This is a genomic window from Pseudomonas sp. MPC6, assembly GCF_006094435.1.
Classification (GTDB): Bacteria; Pseudomonadota; Gammaproteobacteria; order Pseudomonadales; family Pseudomonadaceae; genus Aquipseudomonas.
In genome coordinates this window covers 769,852-789,913 of sequence record NZ_CP034783.1, presented here as the reverse complement: position 1 = coordinate 789,913, position 20,062 = coordinate 769,852, and the positions used below count along the sequence as shown (strand labels likewise).

The 20,062-nt window shown below is 61.4% G+C and carries 16 protein-coding genes; 12 read left to right on the top strand and 4 right to left on the bottom strand.

The genetic code is table 11. The features are described from left to right. Positions 1-55 precede the first annotated feature (55 nt). From speA to ELQ88_RS05525, 4 genes are all read right to left on the bottom strand, one after another. Positions 56-1,969 carry an arginine decarboxylase gene (gene speA, locus ELQ88_RS05545; RefSeq protein WP_128874380.1) on the bottom strand — a complete coding sequence of 638 codons (1,914 nt, stop codon included), beginning with the start codon at positions 1,967-1,969 and terminating at the stop codon, positions 56-58. 214 nt (positions 1,970-2,183) lie between these two features. Further along, positions 2,184-2,555 (bottom strand): translation initiation factor Sui1, encoded by a 372-nt coding sequence (locus ELQ88_RS05540; RefSeq protein ID WP_128874379.1) that lies wholly within the window; start codon positions 2,553-2,555, stop codon positions 2,184-2,186. Positions 2,556-2,961: 406 nt separating this feature from the next. Further along, a complete protein-coding gene (locus tag ELQ88_RS05530; protein WP_128874378.1) occupies positions 2,962-3,522 on the bottom strand; it encodes an NUDIX hydrolase in 561 nt (186 codons plus the stop codon). Positions 3,523-3,525: 3 nt separating this feature from the next. After that, positions 3,526-4,593, bottom strand: coding sequence for a DUF2333 family protein (locus ELQ88_RS05525; protein WP_128874377.1), 1,068 nt, complete (start codon positions 4,591-4,593; stop codon positions 3,526-3,528). A 288-nt stretch (positions 4,594-4,881) separates the two neighbouring features. Here ELQ88_RS05525 and ELQ88_RS05520 point away from each other — a divergent pair, with 288 nt between their 5' ends. The 12 genes from ELQ88_RS05520 (at position 4,882) to purD (ending at position 19,996) form a co-directional block, all read left to right on the top strand. Beyond that, on the top strand, positions 4,882-6,498 hold the full coding sequence (locus tag ELQ88_RS05520) for a PleD family two-component system response regulator (RefSeq protein ID WP_138964070.1): 1,617 nt from the start codon (positions 4,882-4,884) through the stop codon (positions 6,496-6,498). 106 nt (positions 6,499-6,604) lie between these two features. Continuing rightward, positions 6,605-8,551, top strand: coding sequence for a methyl-accepting chemotaxis protein (locus ELQ88_RS05515; protein WP_128874375.1), 1,947 nt, complete (start codon positions 6,605-6,607; stop codon positions 8,549-8,551). Positions 8,552-8,732: 181 nt separating this feature from the next. Continuing rightward, entirely contained in the window at positions 8,733-10,472 is a 1,740-nt protein-coding gene (locus tag ELQ88_RS05510; protein ID WP_138964068.1) for a protein-disulfide reductase DsbD, read from the top strand. Between the two features lie 141 nt (positions 10,473-10,613). Further along, on the top strand, positions 10,614-11,066 hold the full coding sequence (gene aroQ / locus ELQ88_RS05505) for a type II 3-dehydroquinate dehydratase (RefSeq protein WP_033059577.1): 453 nt from the start codon (positions 10,614-10,616) through the stop codon (positions 11,064-11,066). A gap of 48 nt (positions 11,067-11,114) precedes the next feature. Beyond that, positions 11,115-11,576 (top strand): acetyl-CoA carboxylase biotin carboxyl carrier protein, encoded by a 462-nt coding sequence (gene accB, locus ELQ88_RS05500; protein ID WP_054044024.1) that lies wholly within the window; start codon positions 11,115-11,117, stop codon positions 11,574-11,576. 17 nt (positions 11,577-11,593) lie between these two features. Continuing rightward, positions 11,594-12,952 carry an acetyl-CoA carboxylase biotin carboxylase subunit gene (accC, locus tag ELQ88_RS05495; protein ID WP_138964066.1) on the top strand — a complete coding sequence of 453 codons (1,359 nt, stop codon included), beginning with the start codon at positions 11,594-11,596 and terminating at the stop codon, positions 12,950-12,952. A 262-nt stretch (positions 12,953-13,214) separates the two neighbouring features. Then, the gene (gene prmA / locus ELQ88_RS05490) at positions 13,215-14,093 is read left to right on the top strand and encodes a 50S ribosomal protein L11 methyltransferase (RefSeq protein WP_128874372.1); all 879 of its coding nucleotides are present in this window, start codon (positions 13,215-13,217) and stop codon (positions 14,091-14,093) included. Positions 14,094-14,123: 30 nt separating this feature from the next. Further along, positions 14,124-15,341, top strand: a complete 1,218-nt coding sequence (locus tag ELQ88_RS05485) for a DUF3426 domain-containing protein (RefSeq protein ID WP_138964064.1) — start codon at positions 14,124-14,126, stop codon at positions 15,339-15,341. A 185-nt stretch (positions 15,342-15,526) separates the two neighbouring features. Next, on the top strand, positions 15,527-16,537 hold the full coding sequence (dusB, locus tag ELQ88_RS05480) for a tRNA dihydrouridine synthase DusB (RefSeq protein WP_128874370.1): 1,011 nt from the start codon (positions 15,527-15,529) through the stop codon (positions 16,535-16,537). Further along, entirely contained in the window at positions 16,534-16,854 is a 321-nt protein-coding gene (fis, locus tag ELQ88_RS05475) for a DNA-binding transcriptional regulator Fis (protein ID WP_007907419.1), read from the top strand. The genes dusB and fis overlap by 4 nt, the downstream gene beginning before the upstream one ends. A gap of 81 nt (positions 16,855-16,935) precedes the next feature. Then, the gene (gene purH, locus ELQ88_RS05470; protein ID WP_128874369.1) at positions 16,936-18,543 is read left to right on the top strand and encodes a bifunctional phosphoribosylaminoimidazolecarboxamide formyltransferase/IMP cyclohydrolase; all 1,608 of its coding nucleotides are present in this window, start codon (positions 16,936-16,938) and stop codon (positions 18,541-18,543) included. Between the two features lie 157 nt (positions 18,544-18,700). Next, entirely contained in the window at positions 18,701-19,996 is a 1,296-nt protein-coding gene (gene purD, locus ELQ88_RS05465) for a phosphoribosylamine--glycine ligase (protein ID WP_128874368.1), read from the top strand. The last annotated feature ends 66 nt before the right edge of the window (positions 19,997-20,062 follow it).

Below are 20,062 nucleotides of genomic sequence, written 5' to 3'. Positions count from 1 at the left end.
GAAACTTCTGCTGTGCGCGGAACATTTTCAGACAACCTGGAGAGAACGACTTACCTCAAGAGGACAGGTAAGACGAACGGGTCAGCCCCAGACGCAGTGCGTCGAGGAACTGAGTGCGCTCGGCGGCAGTGATGCGGGCGCTGGCGCACTTGTCGCGGTAGTGGGTCATCAATTCTTCCGGCGACAAGTGCACGTAACGCAGCATGTCTTCGATGGTGTCGTGGGTTTCGATACCCGCGTGGTACACGCTGCCGTCGGCATTCTGGTAGATGTTCACCGAGTCGGTGTCACCGAACAGGTTGTGCATGTCGCCGAGAATTTCCTGATAGGCGCCCACCAGGAAGATCCCCAGCAGGTAGTCTTCGCCTTCATTCAAACCGTGAACCGGCAGGCTGGTTTCGATGCTCTGCTCGTCGACGTATTGCTTGATCTTGCCGTCGGAGTCGCAGGTCAGGTCCTGCAGCACCGCGCGGCGCAGCGGCTCTTCGTCGAGACGATGCAACGGCAGGATCGGCAGCACCTGGCCGATGGCCCAGGTATCCGGCAGGCTCTGGAAGACCGAGAAGTTGCAGATGTACTTGTCGGCCAGCTTGTCGTTGAGTTCGTCCAGCACCTGACGATGCGAACGCTGACGGGCCTTCAGCGAGTTGTGCAGGCGGCGGCACACGGCGAAGTAGCATTGTTCGGCCAGGGCTTTCTCGGCCAGCGTCAGCTTGCCGTCAGCGTACTGGGTGGCCACGTCGCTCATGTAGTGCGTGGCGCGCCAGTAGGTTTCGGTGACCATCTCGATGTCGGTCGGACCCAGCAGGTCAACCAGCCACTGCACGGTTTCCGGCAGTGCTTCCTTGTTCTCGATCTGCGGCACGTCGTCGTTGTGTTTCTCGACGTCGGTCACCTGCACCACCAGCATGGCGTGGTGCGCGGTCAGAGAACGGCCGCTCTCGGAAAAGATGTTCGGGTGTGGCAGGTTCTGCGCGTCGCAGAATTCCTTGAGCATCCCGACCACGACACCGGCGTAATCGTCCATGTCGTAGTTGATCGAGCTGGCGTTGCGCGAGTGGGTACCGTCGTAGTCCACGCCCAAACCGCCGCCGACGTCGATGTGGTCGACCGGCAGGCCGAGGTTGCGCAGTTCGCCGTAGTAGCGAATCGCTTCCTTGAAGCCGTGCTGGTAGTCCGCCAGATTGGCGATCTGCGAACCCATGTGGAAGTGCAGCAGGCGAATGCCCTGATCCAGGCCCGCGGCGCGGAAACGCTCGACCACCGACAGCAACTGCGCCGCCGACAGACCGAACTTGGACTTCTCGCCACCGGTATCGGCCCATTTGGACGACGCCAGGGATGACAGGCGCACGCGCAGACCGACCTGAGGCTTGACCTTCAGCGAGGCGGCTTCTTCGATCACCAGGGCGACTTCGGATTCTTTCTCGATCACGATGAACACGTTGTGGCCAAGTTTCTGACCGATCAGCGCCAAACGGATGAACTCGCGATCCTTGTAACCGTTGCAAACGATGGTGCCACCCTTCGGCGCCAGGGCCAGTACGGCCAGCAGCTCCGGCTTGGAGCCGGCTTCCAGGCCGATGGACACGTCCTGGGTCGCGATGATGTTCTCGATCACCGCTTCCTGCTGGTTCACTTTGATCGGGTACAGCGCGGTGTATTTGCTCTGGTATTCCAGGCGTTCGATGTTGGCATCGAAGGCGCCGGTCAGCTGACGCACGCGGTCTTGCAGAATGTCAGGGAAACGCACCAGCAACGGCAAGGACAGGCCGCTTTGGCGCAGCTGGTCGACTTGCTCGAACAGGTCGATAGGTGAACTGGCCGGACCGTTCGGACGAACTTCGACGCGACCGGCGTCATTGATCGCGAAATACCCGGCCCCCCAATGGCGAATCCCGTAAACACTGCGGCTGTCCGCAACTGTCCATTGGCTGCCATCGTCTTTGCGTGTGCGTCTTACGGACATTGAAGTCCCCTATAAAGAAGTCATAGAGCGTCGCCTGGGTTCAGGCCGGCGCAGTCTAAAGAATGAAAATGACGGTTCGTCAACGAGGGGATAGACCTCGCTGATCGCGGTGAGTTTAGAAACCGGTCAGAACAGGCTCTGTGAAAACCATGTAGACGACGCCGGGCCTGCTGTCAGGACCGGATCAAGCCGAGGGTGGTTTTCACAGAAGCTGCTAGCCGCCGGACTTCTTCGCCTTGAAACCGTGCTTGATCAACTCGGCCAAGAGTAGCTCGACATGATCGCCCTGGATTTCAATGATGCCGTCTTTCAACGCACCGCCGGTCCCGCAACGTTTTTTCAACGAGGTCGCCAGGTCCTTGAGCGCGTCTTCGGCCAACGGCACGCCGGTGATGGTGGTCACCGTCTTGCCGCCACGCCCCTTGCTTTCGCGACGCACGCGCGCGATGCCGTCGCCGGCCGGGATAGCGGTTTGTTTGCAGATGCAGGCATCCACCGGTTTACTGCAATCCGGGCAATGACGACCTGCGTCGGTGGAAAATACCAGGCCACCAAGGGCGGCGAAGGATGCGGCTTTTTTGGCCACCGGCAATCCTCTTGTGAGGACAAAGACTGGCCGCGGCAGGTGTGCCATCGACCGCGAAGCCCCACTCAGGCAGGGGCAGCGCTACTGAAACGGTAAAACCTGTGTAGGAGCGAGCTTGCTCGCGATAAACGTAAACGATAACGCGCGGCATCAGGCAACACGCGTCGTCCTTGCGTTCTTCGCGAGCAAGCTCGCTCCTACACGGTACACCCCTGTAGGAGCTGGCTTGCCAGCGAAGGACGTCAACGATAACGCGCGGCATCAGACAACACGCGTCGTCCTTGCGTCCTTCGCGAGCAAGCTTCGCTCCTACAGAAGAGCAATACCGGTTCAGTTTGAAAAGGTCGCGCAGTGTAACGGCAAAAAGCCGACTTGCTAAGAGCCAATCGGCGCCAATTTATGCCGCTTATGCGACGTCCGGCCCACGAGCCCGAAGATAGCGCTGCAAGGCCGCCAGGGAGTCCGGGCAATAAGGCTTTTGCTGGATTTCCAGCATGACCTGATCGATGGGCATGAAGCGCGCTTCGAGCACTTCTTCCGGTTGCAGGATCAAGGGGCCATCCCACACCGCCGAAAAAGCTGAACACCAGAGTCGATTGCCGGTGTCCTCGAAGTAAAAGTGGTCATGAGCAATCAGCTCCACGCCGCTCACGCCCAGCTCTTCTTCCAGCTCGCGGGCGGCCGATTCGGCGTAAGTCTCGGTGGCCAGTACCATGCCGCCGGCCGCAACGTCCCAGTAACCCGGGTAGATCGCTTTACTCAGGGTGCGCCGATGCACGCAGAGTTCACCGGCGGAGTTGAACAGCATGATGTAAGTGCCGCGCCCGATCAGGCCGCGCTCGCGCAAGTCGGAACGGACCAGTGCGCCGAGCAGGTTGTCCCGCTCGTCGACCCAGGCGATCTGTTCGGCATCCGAGGCCGCCCGATGGGCGGCCTCGCGCAGGCTATCGATGGAGCTATCAACCATGACTCAGCCCTGATTGAGCAACTGACGCAAATCGATGACGGCGGCGTTGGCCCGGGAGATGTAATTGGCCATGACCAGCGAGTGATTGGCCAGTACGCCGAAGCCGCTGCCGTTGAGGATCATCGGGCTCCAGACCGGTTCTTGCGAGGCTTCAAGCTCGCGAATGATCTGGCGCACGCTGACCGTGGCGTTCTTCTTGGCCAGCACATCGGCGAAGTCGACTTCGATGGCGCGCAGCAGATGGGACAGCGCCCAGGCCTGGCCACGGGCTTCGTAGAACACGTTGTCGATCTGCATCCACGGGGTTTCGACGATTTCTTCGTCAACCTGCGGTACCTGACCTGGCGCGACGACTTCGGTTTTCAGCGCGGTATTGAGCTTGACGCGGCCAACGCTGGCCGACAGCCGTTGCGACAACGAACCCAGGCGGGTGCCGACATCGCCCAGCCAGTTGTTCAGGTTGTCGGCGCGGGCATAAAACAATGCGCTTTTCTGACTCGGGTCGGACAAGCGTGCCTGATAACGGCTCAGGGACTTGATCCCTTCCTGATATTCAGACTCACTGGAAGGCAACACCCAGCTTCTGTTGTCGAAGTTGAAACGCGGCTCGGCCTTGGCCAGGTCGGCGTCTTCGGTGGACTGCGACTGGGAGCGGGCGAAGTCCTTGCGCAGCGCACGGCTCAGGTCACGGACCTGGACCAGCACGCCATATTCCCAGCTCGGCGTGTTATCCATCCACAGCCCCGGCGGGAAACGGTCGTTGGAAATATAACCGCCCGGCTTGGTCAGCAAGGTATCGGCAACGGTCTTGAGCGTTTCCACCGTGGTATAGCCGATGACCATCTGCTTGCCTTCTTTCTCGGCAGCCACCTGGGCGTTCTGTTGAACCGGGAACAGCGCGGGTTCCTGGCTCCAGTACCAGCCCAGCGCAATCACCACCAGCAGGTAAAGGCCAATCAGGGTGGCGAGCGCCCGGCTGAACAACAGGCCGCCAATGTAACTGCGGGTGGCCGATTTCGGTTCAGCGGCACGTTCAGGCGCGCTGCCCGCGCGGTTCTTCCAGTCCAGCATGGCGATATCCTTTCAATCACTTGAGTTCATCGGTTCGACCACAACCCTACGCCATCGTGCCTCGTTTGCCGCGCATTAAATCCGGTGCAAGGGACGAGCCGCGCAACGGGCGCGATCGAACGGCCACTATAAATGAAGCACAGCCGCGAGCCTATCAGCCCCGTCGGTCAGCCACTGAATCAGGTCGCTTTGCAGATTATTGACGTGCGACACTCATGCACATGAAAAGTGGTGCTAGCATAGCGCCACCAGTCGATCTCAGCATGCTCCCTCACTAGTAGTCAGGATATGACCGAGCCAGAAGACCCCAGCCGTGAGCGCCTCAAGCACCACTTTGCCCAGCGGGTGATTCATCAGGCACGTCAAATTCTTGAAATATGGCAGCGCCTGCAACGCAGCGAGTGGTCCAACACCGACTTATCGGAACTGAGCGAGGCCAACCTGCGTCTGCTGCGTTTCGCCGAGCGCTTCGAACAACCGGAACACACCCGGTTGGCGCACCACATCGGCCAGTCGCTGCAGGCGGTCGACGCCAACCGCGGGCGCCTGAACAGCGACCTGATCAATGACCTCAATCGCTTGATGCAGCACTTGTCGCGCACCGGCCTGCGCCAAGGCGATCAGCTCGAACAAACCTTCCTGCCGCCGTTGCGCAAGCCCATCTATGTGATGTTGCAGGATCACGACCGCGCCGAGCGCCTGGCCACGCAGCTGGAGTTTTTCGGGCTCAGCGCCCAATCCCTGGACAGCGTGGCGGCGTTTCGCTCGTCGATGGTCGAGCGTTTGCCCGCGGCGATCGTCATGGACGTGGACTTCAGTGGTGCCGGCATCGGCCTGAAACTGGCCGCCGAAGCCCAGATCGGGCTGGACGAGCCGCTGCCGCTGCTGTTTTTCAGCCTGCAGGAAACCGACACGCCTACCCGCCTCGCCGCGGTCCGCGCCGGTGGCCAGGAGTTCCTGACCGGTACCCTCGAGGCATCGAGCCTGCTGGAGAAAATCGAAGTCCTGACCTGCGTCGCCCAGTACGAACCCTATAAAGTGCTGATCATCGATGACTCCCGCGCCCAGGCCCTGCATACCGAACGGTTGCTCAACAGTGCCGGGATCGTCACCCGGACGCTGATCGAACCGATTCAGGCGATGGCCGAGCTCGCAGACTTCCAACCGGACCTGATCATCCTCGACATGTATATGCCGGCCTGCACCGGGACCGAACTGGCCAAGGTGATCCGCCACAATGATCGTTACGTCAGCGTGCCGATCATTTACCTGTCCGCCGAAGACGATCTGGACAAGCAACTCGACGCCATGAGCGAGGGCGGTGACGATTTTCTGACCAAACCGATCAAGCCCCGACACCTGATCACCACCGTGCGTAATCGTGCGGCGCGGGCGCGCAATCTCAAGGCGCGGATGGTTCGCGACAGCCTCACCGGCCTCTACAACCACACCCACATCCTGCAATTGCTCGAAGACTGCAGCTTCCGCGCCCGTCGTGAAAGCAAGCCCCTGAGCTTTGCCATGCTCGACATCGACCACTTCAAACGGGTCAACGACAGCCACGGGCACCCCATGGGCGACCGTGTGATCAAAAGCCTGGCACTGTTCCTCAAGCAACGCTTGCGCAAGACCGACTTCATCGGCCGCTATGGGGGTGAAGAGTTTGCGATCGTCATGCCGGACACCGACCTCGAATCGGCTTGCAAAGTGCTCGAAGAAATCCGACGGCGTTTTGCCGAAATTCATTACCCGGCCCAGCCCCAGGACCTGCGGTGCACCTTCAGTGCCGGGGTCGCCGAGCTGGGCGCTAACGCCGACGGCCTGATGATCGCGAACCAGGCTGACGAGGCGCTGTACCGCGCCAAACATGCCGGACGCAACTGCGTACAGGCAGCGCGAACATAAAAGCAAAGTGCCACTTTTTCACCGGAAACGACCGAACCGGTCATAACCCTGTAACACAAACGCAATAACTTCAGGCACTTACGATTCTGCCGCTGGTAGTCCCGCGATGCGCCTGAAGTTGCTGACCAATCTCAATACCCTTCTGTTAGTCGCCGTGTGCGTGGCCCTGGGCGCCACCCTGTGGTGGTCGCAAAAGGCCCTGGAACGCCCCTACCTATTGATGGAGCGCTACCTGGGCCTGTCCCGGCAGTTTCAGGATGACGTCGCGCGCAACATCGAGGATTACCTTGCCAGCGGCGATGCGCTGCGCCTGAACAGCGCCAGCCAGGCCATCGACCGCCTGCGACAGGAACTGGGCGAGTTGCCGCCGGCATTGGCCGATACCTTGCGCCCGAGCCTGTCGAATCTGGATGAATTCAGCAAAACCGACCTGTTGGCTGCCGGTAAACTCGCGGGCGATCCACAGGCGCTGCTGCTGCAAGCCGAACGCGAATTGGCGGCCAGCCTTGATCAGCTCAGCCAGTACGCCAGCGCCAATGCGGCTTACCAGACGCCATTGTTCGCCGCGTCCCAACACTTGGGCAAACTGTCGCTCGCCCGGGACAAACTGGTCAGCAGCGGTCGCAGCGAACTGGCCGCCGATGTCGAGCGTGAAGTCGGCAACCTGCGCATTCAAGCCGAACAACTGGAGGCCTTGCCACTGCTGGGCATCACCACCAACAGTCAATCGAACACCGATGATTTCGCCGCCATGATGGGCCTGGAGAACACCGAGAAAGCGGTCGCCGAAGATGCTGGCGTCGGCCTCAAGCGTGAACTCAATAACCTGTTGACCCGCTATCCTGCGGAACTTGCCCGCACCCGCGAACAGATTCGCCAACGCGCCGACCTCAGCGCCGCCACTCACCTGAAAATCGCCGCCGTGCAGCAGGCCATCGCCGGGCTGGAACCGGTGGTCCGTGCCCAGCACGGGCAGATCCAGGGCGAAGTGCGACTGATGCAGGGGATAATGATCGGCCTGATCCTGCTGATCGCGCTGCTGATCGATACCCTGCAACGACGCCTGGCCCGGACCCTGACCAATCTGGCGCCGGCCCTGTCGACCTGGGCCGAGGGCGACTTCAGCCAGGACATTGAATTGGGCAAGACCAATCGCGAATTGCATGACATTCAAGCCTCGCTCAATCGCCTGCGGGCTTATCTGGTGGATCTGGTGGGCACCATTCGCCTCAACGCCGAGCAGGTCGCCGGCAGCAGCCGCACCCTGGCGGAGTTGAGCAACGACCTGCACAGCGGCGCCGAGCATCAGGCCGGCGATACCGCGATGATCCGCGATTCCCTCGGCGAACTGGAGGCGACCATTCAACAAGTCGCCGGTGATGCCAGCCAGGCCGCCGACGCCAGTCGACATGCCGGACTGGCGGTGGAGCACGGGCAGAAAGTCATCGGCCTGAGCCTCACCGGGCTGCATGAATTGGTGGGTGAAGTGCAAGGCAACGCGCAGATGATCGAACACCTGGCCGAGGAATCGGCCACCATCGGTGGCGTGCTGACGGTGATTCGCTCGATTGCCGACCAGACCAACCTGCTGGCCCTTAACGCCGCCATCGAAGCGGCCCGTGCCGGAGAAATGGGCCGTGGGTTTGCGGTGGTGGCCGAAGAGGTTCGCTCGCTGGCGCAACGCACTGCCCGGGCGACCGCAGAGATTCAGACATTGATCGCCGGCCTGCAGACCGCCGCGCGGCAATCGGTGGAAGGCATGCGCGCCCAGGTCGAGCACGCCGAAGCCACCGCCAATCAGGCGCAAGCGGCTGACGGCGCGCTGGATAAAATCGTCGGGGCGATCCAGACCATTTCCGACACCGCTGTGCGCATCGCCGACGTCACCGCCCAGCAGAGCGGTGCCGTCAGCGAAATCCGCGATCACAGTGAGCGGATTCACCAGTTGGGTGGGGATAACTTGCTGCGCATTGGCCAGGGGCGCGAGCAAGGGGAGCATTTGTTGGTGTTGGGTGGGCGGTTGCATACAGCCGTTCAGGCTTTCCGCGTCTGACAGATCGCCTTCGCGAGCAAGCCCGCTCCCACATTTGACCGAGTTCTCTCATGGGAATGCGGTCGAATGTGGGAGCGGGCTTGCTCGCGAAGGCGCCAGAACAGCCACCACAGACTTCCAGGCCCTGCACTCCTGCCAGGTGTCCGCTATCATGCCCTCACTTTCGATACGCGAGACTGTCATGCGCCGTTTGCTTTGCCTGCTGTTTTTGGTGCTGGCCCTGCCGGCCTCCGCCACCGGTTTGCTGGAGACTCGGCCCAGTTCCACCCTGGGCTCGATCAACAACAGCGCCGATTTCCTGCCGGTACGCGAAGCCTTTCAACTGAGCCTGGTAGACAGCACGCCGCAGTCGATCAAACTGCGGTTTGTCGCCACCGAGGGGTACTACCTCTATCGGCACCGCTTCCAGTTTCGCGCCGAACCCGCCGATGTCGGCCTCGGCGCCGCGCAACTGCCCAAGGGCGAACAGAAGCACGATGAGTATTTCGGCGATGTCGAGGTCTACCACGGCATTCTCGAGGTAGAGGTGCCGCGCACCGATCAACGCGCTTTCACCCTGGCCGTCACCTATCAGGGTTGCGCCGATAAAGGCCTGTGCTATCCGCCCGAGACCGAGCGCCTGGACATAGAGGGCGTCGCCGGCGCCACGAGCTGGGGCTGGCGCGAACTCGCCCTGTTCTTCCTCGCCGGTGTGGGCCTGACGTTCACGCCCTGCGTATTGCCCATGCTGCCGATTCTTTCCGGCGTGGTGTTGCGCGGCCAGGTCGGCGGGTTACGCGGCTTCAACCTGTCCTTGGCCTACGTGTTGCCCATGGCCATCTGTTTCGCCCTGCTCGGTGCGTTGATGGGCATGTTTGGCGCGCAGCTCAATCTCCAGGCGCGCCTGCAATCGGCCTGGGTACTGGTGCCGTTTGCAACGTTCTTTGCGCTGTTTGCCCTGGCCATGTTCGGGGTATTCGAACTCAAGCTGCCGCACTTCATCAGCCGTCGCCTCGACCGGATCGCCGGCCGCACCGAAGGCGGCTCGCTGTGGGGCGCGGCGGTACTTGGCGTGGTCTCCAGCCTGCTGGTCTCACCTTGCGTATCGGCACCACTGGCCGGTGCGCTGCTGTACATCAGTGCTAGCGGCGATGCACTCGGCGGCGGCTTGAAACTGTTCATGCTCGGCCTCGGCATGGGCGCACCGTTAGTGCTGGTGGCGACCGGCGGCGCTGCCTGGCTGCCGAAAAGCGGGCCATGGCTGATCCATGTGAAAAACGCGATCGGGGTTTTGTTGCTGGGGTTGGCGATCGGCCTGCTCAGTCGGGTATTGCCGGGCCAGATCACTTTGCTGCTGATCGGCTTGCTCGCCGGCGGTGTCGGTTTGTTCATGGGCGCGCTGGAGTTCGTCTACAAACCGCCTCGAAAACGCCTGGGCCAATTACTCGGGATGTTCCTGCTGTTTTACGCGCTGGCCTGCTGGTACGGCGCATTCAGTGGCCAGACCGATCCGCTCAATCCGATCGGCCAGCCGCGTGTTGTCACCAACACTGAACAAACGCAGGGCAGCAGCGCCTGGCAAACCATCAGCACGCCGGCAGAGCTCGATCGCGTGCTCGCGGACGCCAGTTCCTCCGGCACCCCGTTGCTGCTGGACTGGTACGCCGACTGGTGCATCAGTTGCAAAGTCATCGAACACCAGGTGCTCAACGATGCCACGGTCATGGAGCGGCTCAAGGGCTATCGATTGATTCGCTTCGACATCACCGAAAGCAATGCCGGGCAACGTGCCCTTCTCGACCGCTACAAACTCTTCGGCCCGCCAGCGCTGATGTTTTTCGGCAAAGACGGTACCGAACAGGCCGATGTGCGGGTGATCGGCGAGATCAACGCAGCGGACTTCGCCGAACGTGTTGCGCAAGCGCGCGGCCAAAGCAAATGACCGGATTTAAGTGACCGGTCATATATTTCGCGCAAACATCGGCCATCGTGCGGGCTATTGCATAGAACTGGACAGTCATAAAGGCTTTGCGGCATAGTCGCCGGGTTCTGACAATTGCACATAGATCACAAGGAACAGCAGATGGCGACGCTATTGGTTCTGCACGGCCCCAACCTGAACATGCTCGGCACCCGTGAACCGGGCACCTACGGCGCTACGACACTGGCGCAGATCAACCAGGACCTGGAACGCCGTGCCCGTGAAGCCGGCCACCATTTGCTGCACCTGCAAAGCAACGCCGAGTACGAATTGATCGACCGCATCCACGCTGCCCGCAGCGAGGGTGTGGACTTCATTCTGATCAACCCGGCAGCTTTTACGCACACCAGCGTCGCATTACGTGACGCGTTGCTGGCAGTGAGCATCCCATTCATCGAAGTGCATTTGTCTAACGTGCACAAACGCGAACCTTTCCGCCATCACTCTTACTTCTCCGATGTAGCGGTGGGAGTGATCTGCGGCCTTGGCGCCAGCGGTTATCGACTGGCCCTGGAGGCCGCACTAGAGCAGCTTGAAAGACCGGCAACGGCTTGAACAACAAGCGTTAAACGCCCCTGACCGACCCTTGGGAGTTGATGATTCATGGATATCCGTAAAGTTAAGAAACTGATCGAATTGCTGGAAGAGTCCGGCATCGATGAGCTCGAGATCAAGGAAGGCGAAGAGTCCGTACGTATCAGTCGTCACAGCAAGACCCCGGCTCAGCAGTACTACGCACCGGCTCCAATGCACGCTCCGGCGCCAGCGCCTGTTGCTGCTGCCCCGGTTGCTGCTGCCGCGCCTGCTGCTCCGGCCGCACCCGTGCTGAACGGCACCGTTGCCCGTTCGCCGATGGTCGGCACGTTCTATCGCAAATCCTCGCCGTCCTCGCCGTCCTTCGTTGAAGTGGGCCAGACCGTGAAGAAAGGCGACACCCTGTGCATCGTTGAAGCGATGAAGATGATGAACCACATCGAAGCTGAAACCAGCGGTGTGATCGAATCCATCCTCGTCGAAGACGGCCAGCCGGTTGAGTACGACCAACCGCTGTTCACCATCGTTTGAACCGCGGAGAAACTTTGATGACTGCGAAGTTGGAAAAAGTTCTGATCGCCAACCGCGGTGAGATTGCCCTGCGCATTCTGCGCGCCTGCAAAGAGATGGGCATCAAGACCGTCGCCGTTTACTCAAAGGCTGACAAAGAGCTGATGCACCTGGGCCTGGCAGACGAATCCGTCTGCATCGGTCCGGCATCGGCCGCCCACTCTTACCTGCACATTCCGGCAATCATCGCTGCCGCTGAAGTGACTGGCGCTACCGCTATTCACCCAGGCTACGGCTTCCTTGCGGAAAACGCCGACTTCGCCGAACAGGTGGAAAACTCCGGCTTCGCCTTCATCGGCCCGAAAGCCGACACCATTCGCCTGATGGGCGACAAGGTATCGGCCAAGCACGCCATGATCGCTGCGGGCGTCCCCACCGTTCCGGGGTCCGACGGCCCGCTGCCTGAAGACGAAGAAACCGCGCTGCGCATCGGTCGCGAAGTCGGTTACCCGGTGATCATCAAAGCCGCTGGCGGCGGTGGTGGTCGCGGCATGCGCGTTGTGCATAAAGAAGAAGACCTGATTTCCTCGGCGAAACTGACCCGCTCCGAAGCGGGCGCGGCGTTCGGCAACCCGATGGTCTATCTGGAAAAATTCCTGACCAACCCACGTCACGTGGAAGTCCAGGTGCTGTCCGACGGCCAGGGCCAAGCCATCCATCTGGGCGACCGCGATTGCTCGCTGCAACGTCGTCACCAGAAGGTACTCGAAGAAGCGCCGGCACCGGGCATCGACGAGAAAGCACGCGCTGAAGTCCTCGCTCGCTGCGTCAAGGCGTGCATCGACATCAACTACCGTGGCGCGGGTACGTTCGAGTTCCTGTACGAGAACGGCGCGTTCTATTTCATCGAAATGAACACCCGCGTTCAGGTTGAGCACCCGGTTTCGGAAATGGTCACCGGCATCGACATCGTCAAGGAGATGCTCAGCATCGCCGCTGGCAACAAGCTGTCGTACACCCAGGATGACGTGGTCATCCGCGGTCACGCGCTGGAATGCCGGATCAACGCCGAAGACCCGAAAACCTTCATGCCGAGCCCAGGCACGGTCAAGCATTTCCACGCTCCAGGCGGCAACGGCGTTCGCGTCGATTCGCACCTGTACAGTGGCTATGCCGTTCCGCCGAACTACGATTCGTTGATCGGCAAGCTGATCACCTACGGCGCAACCCGTGACGAAGCATTGGCGCGCATGCGCAACGCGCTGGACGAAATCGTTGTCGACGGGATCAAGACCAACATCCCGCTGCACCGCGACCTGGTCCGTGATGAAGGCTTCTGCAAAGGTGGGATCAACATCCACTACCTGGAACACAAGCTGGCTGGCGACAAGCACTAAGCTTTAGCCCGATCGACAAAGCCGCCTTCGGGCGGCTTTGTTGTTTCTGGACATTACCGCCCCCCGTAGGAGCGAGGCTTGCCCGCGAAGGACGCGCATCGGCACCGCTGATACACCGCGGCGCCTGGTTCGCGGGCAAGCCTCGCGCCTACGAAGAGCACGCGCGTGTCGGCCTTGTCGTCATCTGCGTCGCGCTCGCGTAAACTTGCGCGCTTCTCGCAGCCCGCTAGGCTGCAATCAATATTTTTCAAAGGTGCCCGCCATGCCTTGGCTGCAAGTCCGTCTCGCCATCAGCCCAGAACAAGCCGAAACCTACGAAGACGCGTTCCTCGAAGTGGGCGCCGTGTCGGTGACCTTCATGGACGCCGAAGACCAGCCGATCTTCGAACCGGAACTCAACACCACGCCATTGTGGTCGCACACGCACCTGCTGGCCCTGTTCGAAGACGGCACCGAAGCCGCCAGCGTGCTGGCTCATCTGGAATTGCTGACCGGCAGCCCGCTGCCTGAACATCACAGCGAAATCATCGAAGACCAGGACTGGGAGCGCAGCTGGATGGACGGTTTCCAGCCGATGCGCTTCGGTCAGCGCCTGTGGATCGTCCCGAGTTGGCACGCCGCGCCGGAACCCGACGCCGTCAATCTGCTGCTGGACCCGGGCCTGGCGTTCGGCACCGGCACACACCCGACCACCGCGCTGTGCCTGGAATGGCTCGACGGTCAGGACCTCAAGGATTGCAACGTGCTGGACTTCGGTTGCGGCTCGGGGATCCTGGCCATTGCCGCCCTGCTGCTGGGCGCCAGGGAAGCCGTCGGCACCGACATCGACGTGCAAGCGCTGGAAGCCTCCCGCGATAACGCCGGGCGCAACAACATTGCCGAAGCGCTGTTCCCGCTGTATCTGCCGCAAGATTTGCCGCAAGTGCAGGCCGATGTGCTGGTGGCCAATATCCTCGCCGGCCCGCTGGTTGCCTTGGCGCCGCAACTGTCCAGCCTGGTCAAGCCGGGTGGTCGCCTGGCGCTGTCGGGCATCCTTGCCGAGCAAGGTGAAGACGTGGCCAACGCCTACGCCCGGGACTTCGACCTGGACCCGATCGCCAATCGCGATGGTTGGGTGCGCATTACCGGCCGTCGGCGCTAGAATGAGCCTCTGCATAAACCGGACCGCCGCATGACCGACAGTTTCGTCACTCAGTGCCCGCATTGCCAAACCAGCTTCCGCGTCAGCCATTCTCAATTGAGCGTCGCCCGCGGAGTGGTTCGTTGCGGCTCGTGCTTGCAGGTGTTCAACGCCGCCAAGCAGTTGCTTGAGCAACGTGCCGGCAAAGAAGCGGTCGCGCCGGTGGCCCCGGCCATCATCGAGTCGCCACCGCCGCGGGTCATCAGCCGCAAGCAGTGGAGCGCCGCCGAGCTCGATCTGGACAGCCTCGACCTGGATGAAGAACTCGCCCGGCTCGAACAGCGGGAAATCCAGCCGACCATGGAGTTTGCGCGGCACCGCGAAGACAGCCTGCGCGCGCGCCGGGATACTGCCGAGCACGACGAAGCTCAGTGGTCCGACAGTCTGTTCAGCGAATCGGCCGCCGATCGCGCCCAAGCGGTCGAAGCCGACCAACGGGAAACGCCGCCAGAACCGGGCAAGCACTCGCGCACCGAACCTTCGTTCTCGCTGGAACCGGTTGATCTGGACGACGAGCCCCAGGTGCCGCAACTGCGCCTGAATGATCCGCTCGACATGCCCCTGCGCCATGATCGCCTGTCGGCAGCCGATGCACCTGACGACGACCTGCCCCCGATTGCCCCCCTGCGCAAGCGACACGAACGCAGCGAGTCGACCGAACGTGTCGAAGCATTGCAGGACCTGACCGACGATCCGCTGCAACTCGACTGGCAAAAACGCCGCCCCCCCCGGGGCCGCCGGCTTTTCTGGCTACTGTTGATCCTGCTCGGTGCTGGCGCCCTCGCCGGGCAGTACATTGCCTACCACTTCGATGAGCTGGCGCGCCAGGACCAGTACCGGCCGTGGTTCCAGCAGGTATGCCCGCAAATCGGCTGCACCGTGCCGTCCAAGGTCGACATCGCCAAAATCAAGAGCAGCAACCTGGTGGTGCGCAGCCATCCGGATTTCAGCGGCGCCCTGGTGGTCGACGCGATCATCTACAACCGCGCGCCCTTCTCCCAGCCGTTCCCGCTGCTGGAGTTGCGCTTTGCCGACCTCAACGGTCACCTGATCGCCAGCCGGCGCTTCAAGCCGGGCGAGTACCTCAATGGCGATCTCGAAGGCCTGCTGGAAATGCCTCCGCAGACGCCGATCCACATCGCGCTGGATATTCTCGATCCAGGCCCCAAGGCGGTGAACTACAGCCTGAGCTTCCACTCGCCCGAGTGAAACGGTTCAGTGTTACGGCTTTGACGGCATATTTCTGACTTTGACCGCTCGTACCAAACCGCTGGCAATAACAAAATCGCTGTTCAGATTTTGTTCAATTCAGCCTTTATCCAGTCATCGAGAGCGGGTATCATGCCAACCCTTTTTCGAAGTCTCATGATCCGGCCCCACAACAGGGAAGCCCTATGTCGGCGGTACGCATCGGTCCATATACATTACACAACGGCTTGATTCTCGCCCCGATGGCGGGCGTCACCGACCAACCCTTTCGTCAGCTGTGCAAGCGGCTGGGCGCGGGGCTAGTAGTCTCGGAAATGGTCACCAGCGACATGAGTTTGTGGAACACCCGCAAATCGCGCATGCGCATGATCCACGAAGGTGATCCCGAGCCACGCTCGGTACAGATCGCCGGTGGTGATGCTCAGATGCTGGCGAATGCGGCCCGGGCCAACGTCGAACTGGGCGCGCAGATTATTGATATCAACATGGGCTGTCCGGCCAAGAAGGTCTGCAACAAGGCCGCCGGTTCCGCACTGTTGAAAGATGAAGCACTGGTAACCGAGATCCTGCAGGCCGTGGTGGCTGCGGTTGATGTGCCGGTCACCCTGAAGATCCGCACTGGCTGGGACCGGGACAACAAGAACGGCCTGACGGTGGCGAAGATCGCCGAGCAGGCGGGCATCACGGCGTTGGCGGTGCATGGCCGCACCCGTGCCGATCTGTACACCGGTTTTGCCGAGTACGACACCATTGCCGCGATAAAGCAGGCGGTGTCGATCCCGGTCTTCGCCAACGGCGATATCGATTCACCCGAGAAGGCCCGGTACGTGCTCGACGCGACCGGTGCCGATGGCCTGCTGGTAGGCCGGGCTGCCCAGGGGCGGCCATGGATTTTTCGTGAGATCGATCATTTCCTGCGTACCGGCGAGAAACTCCCGGCACTGGACCTGATCGAGGTGGAACGCATTCTGCTTGAGCATCTGGCCGCGCTGCACGTTTTCTACGGAGACGTCATGGGCGTACGCATCGCTCGAAAGCATGTGGGCTGGTATCTCGCAACCTTGCCGGGCGCCAGGGAATTTCGCGCCCACTTCAATCGTTTGGAAGATACGGAAGCACAATGCGCCAACGTTCAGGGCTTCTTCGCCGAACGTTACAAGAGCCTGACAGGGGACGGAGACGAGGTGGCCGCATGACGATGATGACCGAGACTTTAGTGAGTGGAACAACACCCGTGAGCGACAACGTGAATTTGAAACAGCACCTCAACACGCCGAGCGAAGAAGGCCAGACCCTTCGCGGGAGTGTCGAGAAGGCGCTGCACAATTATTTCGCCCACCTTGAGGGCGCTGCCGTCACGGATGTTTACAACCTCGTGCTGTCCGAAGTCGAGGCGCCTCTGCTCGAGTGCGTGATGAACTACGTCAAGGGCAACCAGACCAAGGCCAGCGAGCTGCTCGGACTGAACCGAGGCACCCTGCGCAAGAAACTCAAGCAGTACGATTTGCTGTAAGCATTCAATCAAACCAGAAAGGCGCCCGCGTAGAAACGGTCGCCTTTTTTGCTGACTCCTTTGCTTTTGATGGAAATTGAAATGACCGACCAGACTACCCGCCTGCCGATCCGCCGCGCTTTGATCAGCGTTTCCGACAAGACCGGGATCCTCGAATTCGCCAAGGAGCTCGAAGCCCTGGGCGTCGAGATCCTCTCCACCGGCGGGACGTTCAAGCTGCTGCGTGACAACGGTGTTGCCGCGGTGGAAGTCGCGGATTACACCGGTTTCGCAGAAATGATGGACGGTCGGGTGAAAACCCTGCACCCGAAAATCCACGGCGGGATCCTCGGTCGTCGCGGTATCGACGACGCCATCATGAACGAACACGGCATCAAGCCGATCGACCTGGTAGCGGTTAACCTGTACCCGTTCGAAGCCACCATCAACAAGCCAGGCTGCGACCTGCCGACCGCGATTGAGAACATCGACATCGGCGGTCCGACCATGGTCCGTTCGGCTGCAAAAAACCATAAAGACGTGGCCATCGTGGTGAATGCCGGCGACTACGCCAACGTCCTGGAAAGCCTGAAGGCCGGCGGCCTGACCTACGCTCAGCGCTTCGACCTGATGCTCAAGGCCTTTGAGCACACCGCTGCCTACGACGGCATGATCGCCAACTACATGGGCACCGTGAACCAGGCGGCTGAAACCCTCAGCACCGAAGGCCGCAGCGAGTTCCCGCGCACCTTCAACAGCCAGTTCGTCAAGGCTCAGGAAATGCGCTACGGCGAGAACCCGCACCAGAGCGCGGCGTTCTACGTGGAAACCAAGCCTGCCGAAGTGGGCATCGCGACCGCGACCCAACTGCAAGGCAAGGAGCTGTCGTACAACAACGTGGCCGACACCGACGCCGCGCTGGAATGCGTGAAGAGCTTCGTCAAGCCGGCTTGCGTGATCGTCAAGCACGCCAACCCCTGCGGCGTGGCTGTCAGCCCGGACGCCGAAGGCGGCATCCGTCAGGCCTACGAACTGGCCTACGCCACCGACACCGAATCGGCGTTCGGCGGCATCATCGCCTTCAACCGCGAGCTGGATGCCGAGACCGCCAAGGCCATCGTCGAGCGTCAGTTCGTCGAAGTGATCATCGCCCCAAGCGTCAGCGCCGAAGCCCGTGCCATCGTGGCTGCCAAAGCCAACGTACGCCTGCTGACCTGCGGCGAGTGGTCGGCCGATCGCGCGGCTGCCTGGGACTACAAACGCGTTAACGGCGGTTTGCTGGTACAGAGCCGCGACATCGGCATGATCAGCGCCGACGACCTGAAAGTCGTGACCAAACGCGCGCCGACCGAACAGGAAATCCACGACCTGATCTTCGCCTGGAAGGTGGCCAAATACGTCAAGTCCAACGCCATCGTCTATGCCAAGAACCGCCAGACCATCGGTGTCGGCGCTGGCCAGATGAGCCGCGTGAACTCCGCGCGCATTGCTGCGATCAAGGCGGAACACGCCGGCCTGCAGGTAGCAGGCTCGGTGATGGCGTCCGACGCCTTCTTCCCGTTCCGCGATGGCCTGGACAATGCGGCCAAGGTCGGCATTACTGCGGTGATCCAGCCGGGCGGCTCGATGCGTGACAACGAAGTGATTGCAGCAGCCGACGAGGCCGGCATCGCCATGGTATTCACCGGCATGCGCCACTTCCGTCACTAAGTACGACGATCAACTGTGGGAGCGGGCTTGCTCGCGAATGCAATCTGTCAGCCACAATAGTGCTGACTGACACACCGCTTTCGCGAGCAAGCCCGCTCCCACAGAAAAGCAGCTTCAGTGCTGCCTCCAGAATTAGCGTCATCCCGAGGTTTTTGAAATGAATGTTTTGATCATTGGCAGCGGTGGCCGTGAACACGCCCTGGCCTGGAAAGTGGCTCAGGATCCGCGCGTGCAGAAGGTGTTCGTGGCCCCTGGCAACGCCGGCACCGCCATTGAAGCCAAGTGCGAGAACGTCGCTATCGACGTGCTGGCCCTCGAACAGCTGGCCGACTTTGCCGAGAAGAACGTTTCCCTGACCATCGTCGGCCCGGAAGTGCCGCTGGTCGCCGGCGTCGTCGACCTGTTCCGCTCCCGTGGCCTGGATTGCTTCGGTCCGACCGCTGGCGCTGCGCAGCTGGAAGGTTCGAAAGCCTTCACCAAGGATTTCCTGGCCCGCCACAAAATCCCGACGGCCGACTACCAGAACTTCACCGAGATCGAGCCAGCCCTGGCTTATCTGCGTGAAAAAGGCGCACCGATCGTGATCAAGGCCGATGGCCTGGCCGCCGGCAAAGGCGTGATCGTGGCCATGACACTGACTGAAGCCGAAGACGCCGTGCGTGACATGCTGGCCGGCAACGCATTCGGCGACGCCGGTTCCCGCGTGGTCATCGAAGAATTCCTGGACGGCGAAGAAGCCAGCTTCATCGTCATGGTCGATGGCAAGAACGTATTGCCGATGGCCACCAGCCAGGACCACAAACGCGTCGGCGACGGCGACACCGGCCCGAACACCGGCGGCATGGGTGCTTACTCCCCGGCACCGGTCGTCACCAGCGAAGTGCACCAGCGCGTCATGGACCTGGTGATCTGGCCGACCGTGCGCGGCATGGCCGAGGAAGGCAACGTTTACACCGGCTTCCTGTACGCCGGCCTGATGATCGACAAGGCGGGCAACCCGAAAGTCATCGAATTCAACTGCCGTTTCGGCGACCCCGAGACCCAGCCGGTCATGCTGCGTCTGCAGTCGAGCCTGGTGTTGCTGATCGAAGCTGCCCTGGCGCAAGCCCTGGACAAGGTCGAAGCCCAATGGGATCCACGTCCGAGCGTCGGCATCGTGCTGGCCGCTGGCGGCTACCCTGGTGACTACGCCAAAGGCGCGGCCATCAACGGCCTGGATGCAGCCGCGACACTGGAAGGCAAAGTCTTCCACGCCGGCACCGCACTCAAGGACGGCCAAGTGGTGACGGCCGGCGGTCGCGTGCTCTGCGCCACTGCCATGGGCGCCAGCGTCGATGCTGCGCAGCAACAGGCTTACGCGTTGGCGGCCCGGATCGACTGGGAAGGCTGTTTTTATCGCAGGGACATTGGCTACCGCGCCATTGCCCGCGAGCGTGGCGAAAATCAGGAATAAGCTATCCATTCGGCAGGGCAAGGGCCTCAGGCCCTTGCCGGGCTATTCCGGCGCCGCGCATAGTTA

Excerpts from the sequence above, each read along its gene's own strand:
- ELQ88_RS05515 (WP_128874375.1), top strand. The coding sequence starts at position 6,605 with ATGCGCCTGAAGTTGCTGACCAATCTCAATACCCTTCTGTTAGTCGCC.
- accC (WP_138964066.1), top strand. The coding sequence starts at position 11,594 with ATGACTGCGAAGTTGGAAAAAGTTCTGATCGCCAACCGCGGTGAGATT.
- prmA (WP_128874372.1), top strand. The coding sequence starts at position 13,215 with ATGCCTTGGCTGCAAGTCCGTCTCGCCATCAGCCCAGAACAAGCCGAA.
- purD (WP_128874368.1), top strand. The coding sequence starts at position 18,701 with ATGAATGTTTTGATCATTGGCAGCGGTGGCCGTGAACACGCCCTGGCC.
- dusB (WP_128874370.1), top strand. The coding sequence starts at position 15,527 with ATGTCGGCGGTACGCATCGGTCCATATACATTACACAACGGCTTGATT.
- fis (WP_007907419.1), top strand. The coding sequence starts at position 16,534 with ATGACGATGATGACCGAGACTTTAGTGAGTGGAACAACACCCGTGAGC.
- ELQ88_RS05485 (WP_138964064.1), top strand. The coding sequence starts at position 14,124 with ATGACCGACAGTTTCGTCACTCAGTGCCCGCATTGCCAAACCAGCTTC.
- speA (WP_128874380.1), bottom strand. The coding sequence starts at position 1,969 with ATGTCCGTAAGACGCACACGCAAAGACGATGGCAGCCAATGGACAGTT.
- purH (WP_128874369.1), top strand. The coding sequence starts at position 16,936 with ATGACCGACCAGACTACCCGCCTGCCGATCCGCCGCGCTTTGATCAGC.
- ELQ88_RS05530 (WP_128874378.1), bottom strand. The coding sequence starts at position 3,522 with ATGGTTGATAGCTCCATCGATAGCCTGCGCGAGGCCGCCCATCGGGCG.
- ELQ88_RS05525 (WP_128874377.1), bottom strand. The coding sequence starts at position 4,593 with ATGCTGGACTGGAAGAACCGCGCGGGCAGCGCGCCTGAACGTGCCGCT.
- ELQ88_RS05510 (WP_138964068.1), top strand. The coding sequence starts at position 8,733 with ATGCGCCGTTTGCTTTGCCTGCTGTTTTTGGTGCTGGCCCTGCCGGCC.
- ELQ88_RS05520 (WP_138964070.1), top strand. The coding sequence starts at position 4,882 with ATGACCGAGCCAGAAGACCCCAGCCGTGAGCGCCTCAAGCACCACTTT.
- aroQ (WP_033059577.1), top strand. The coding sequence starts at position 10,614 with ATGGCGACGCTATTGGTTCTGCACGGCCCCAACCTGAACATGCTCGGC.
- accB (WP_054044024.1), top strand. The coding sequence starts at position 11,115 with ATGGATATCCGTAAAGTTAAGAAACTGATCGAATTGCTGGAAGAGTCC.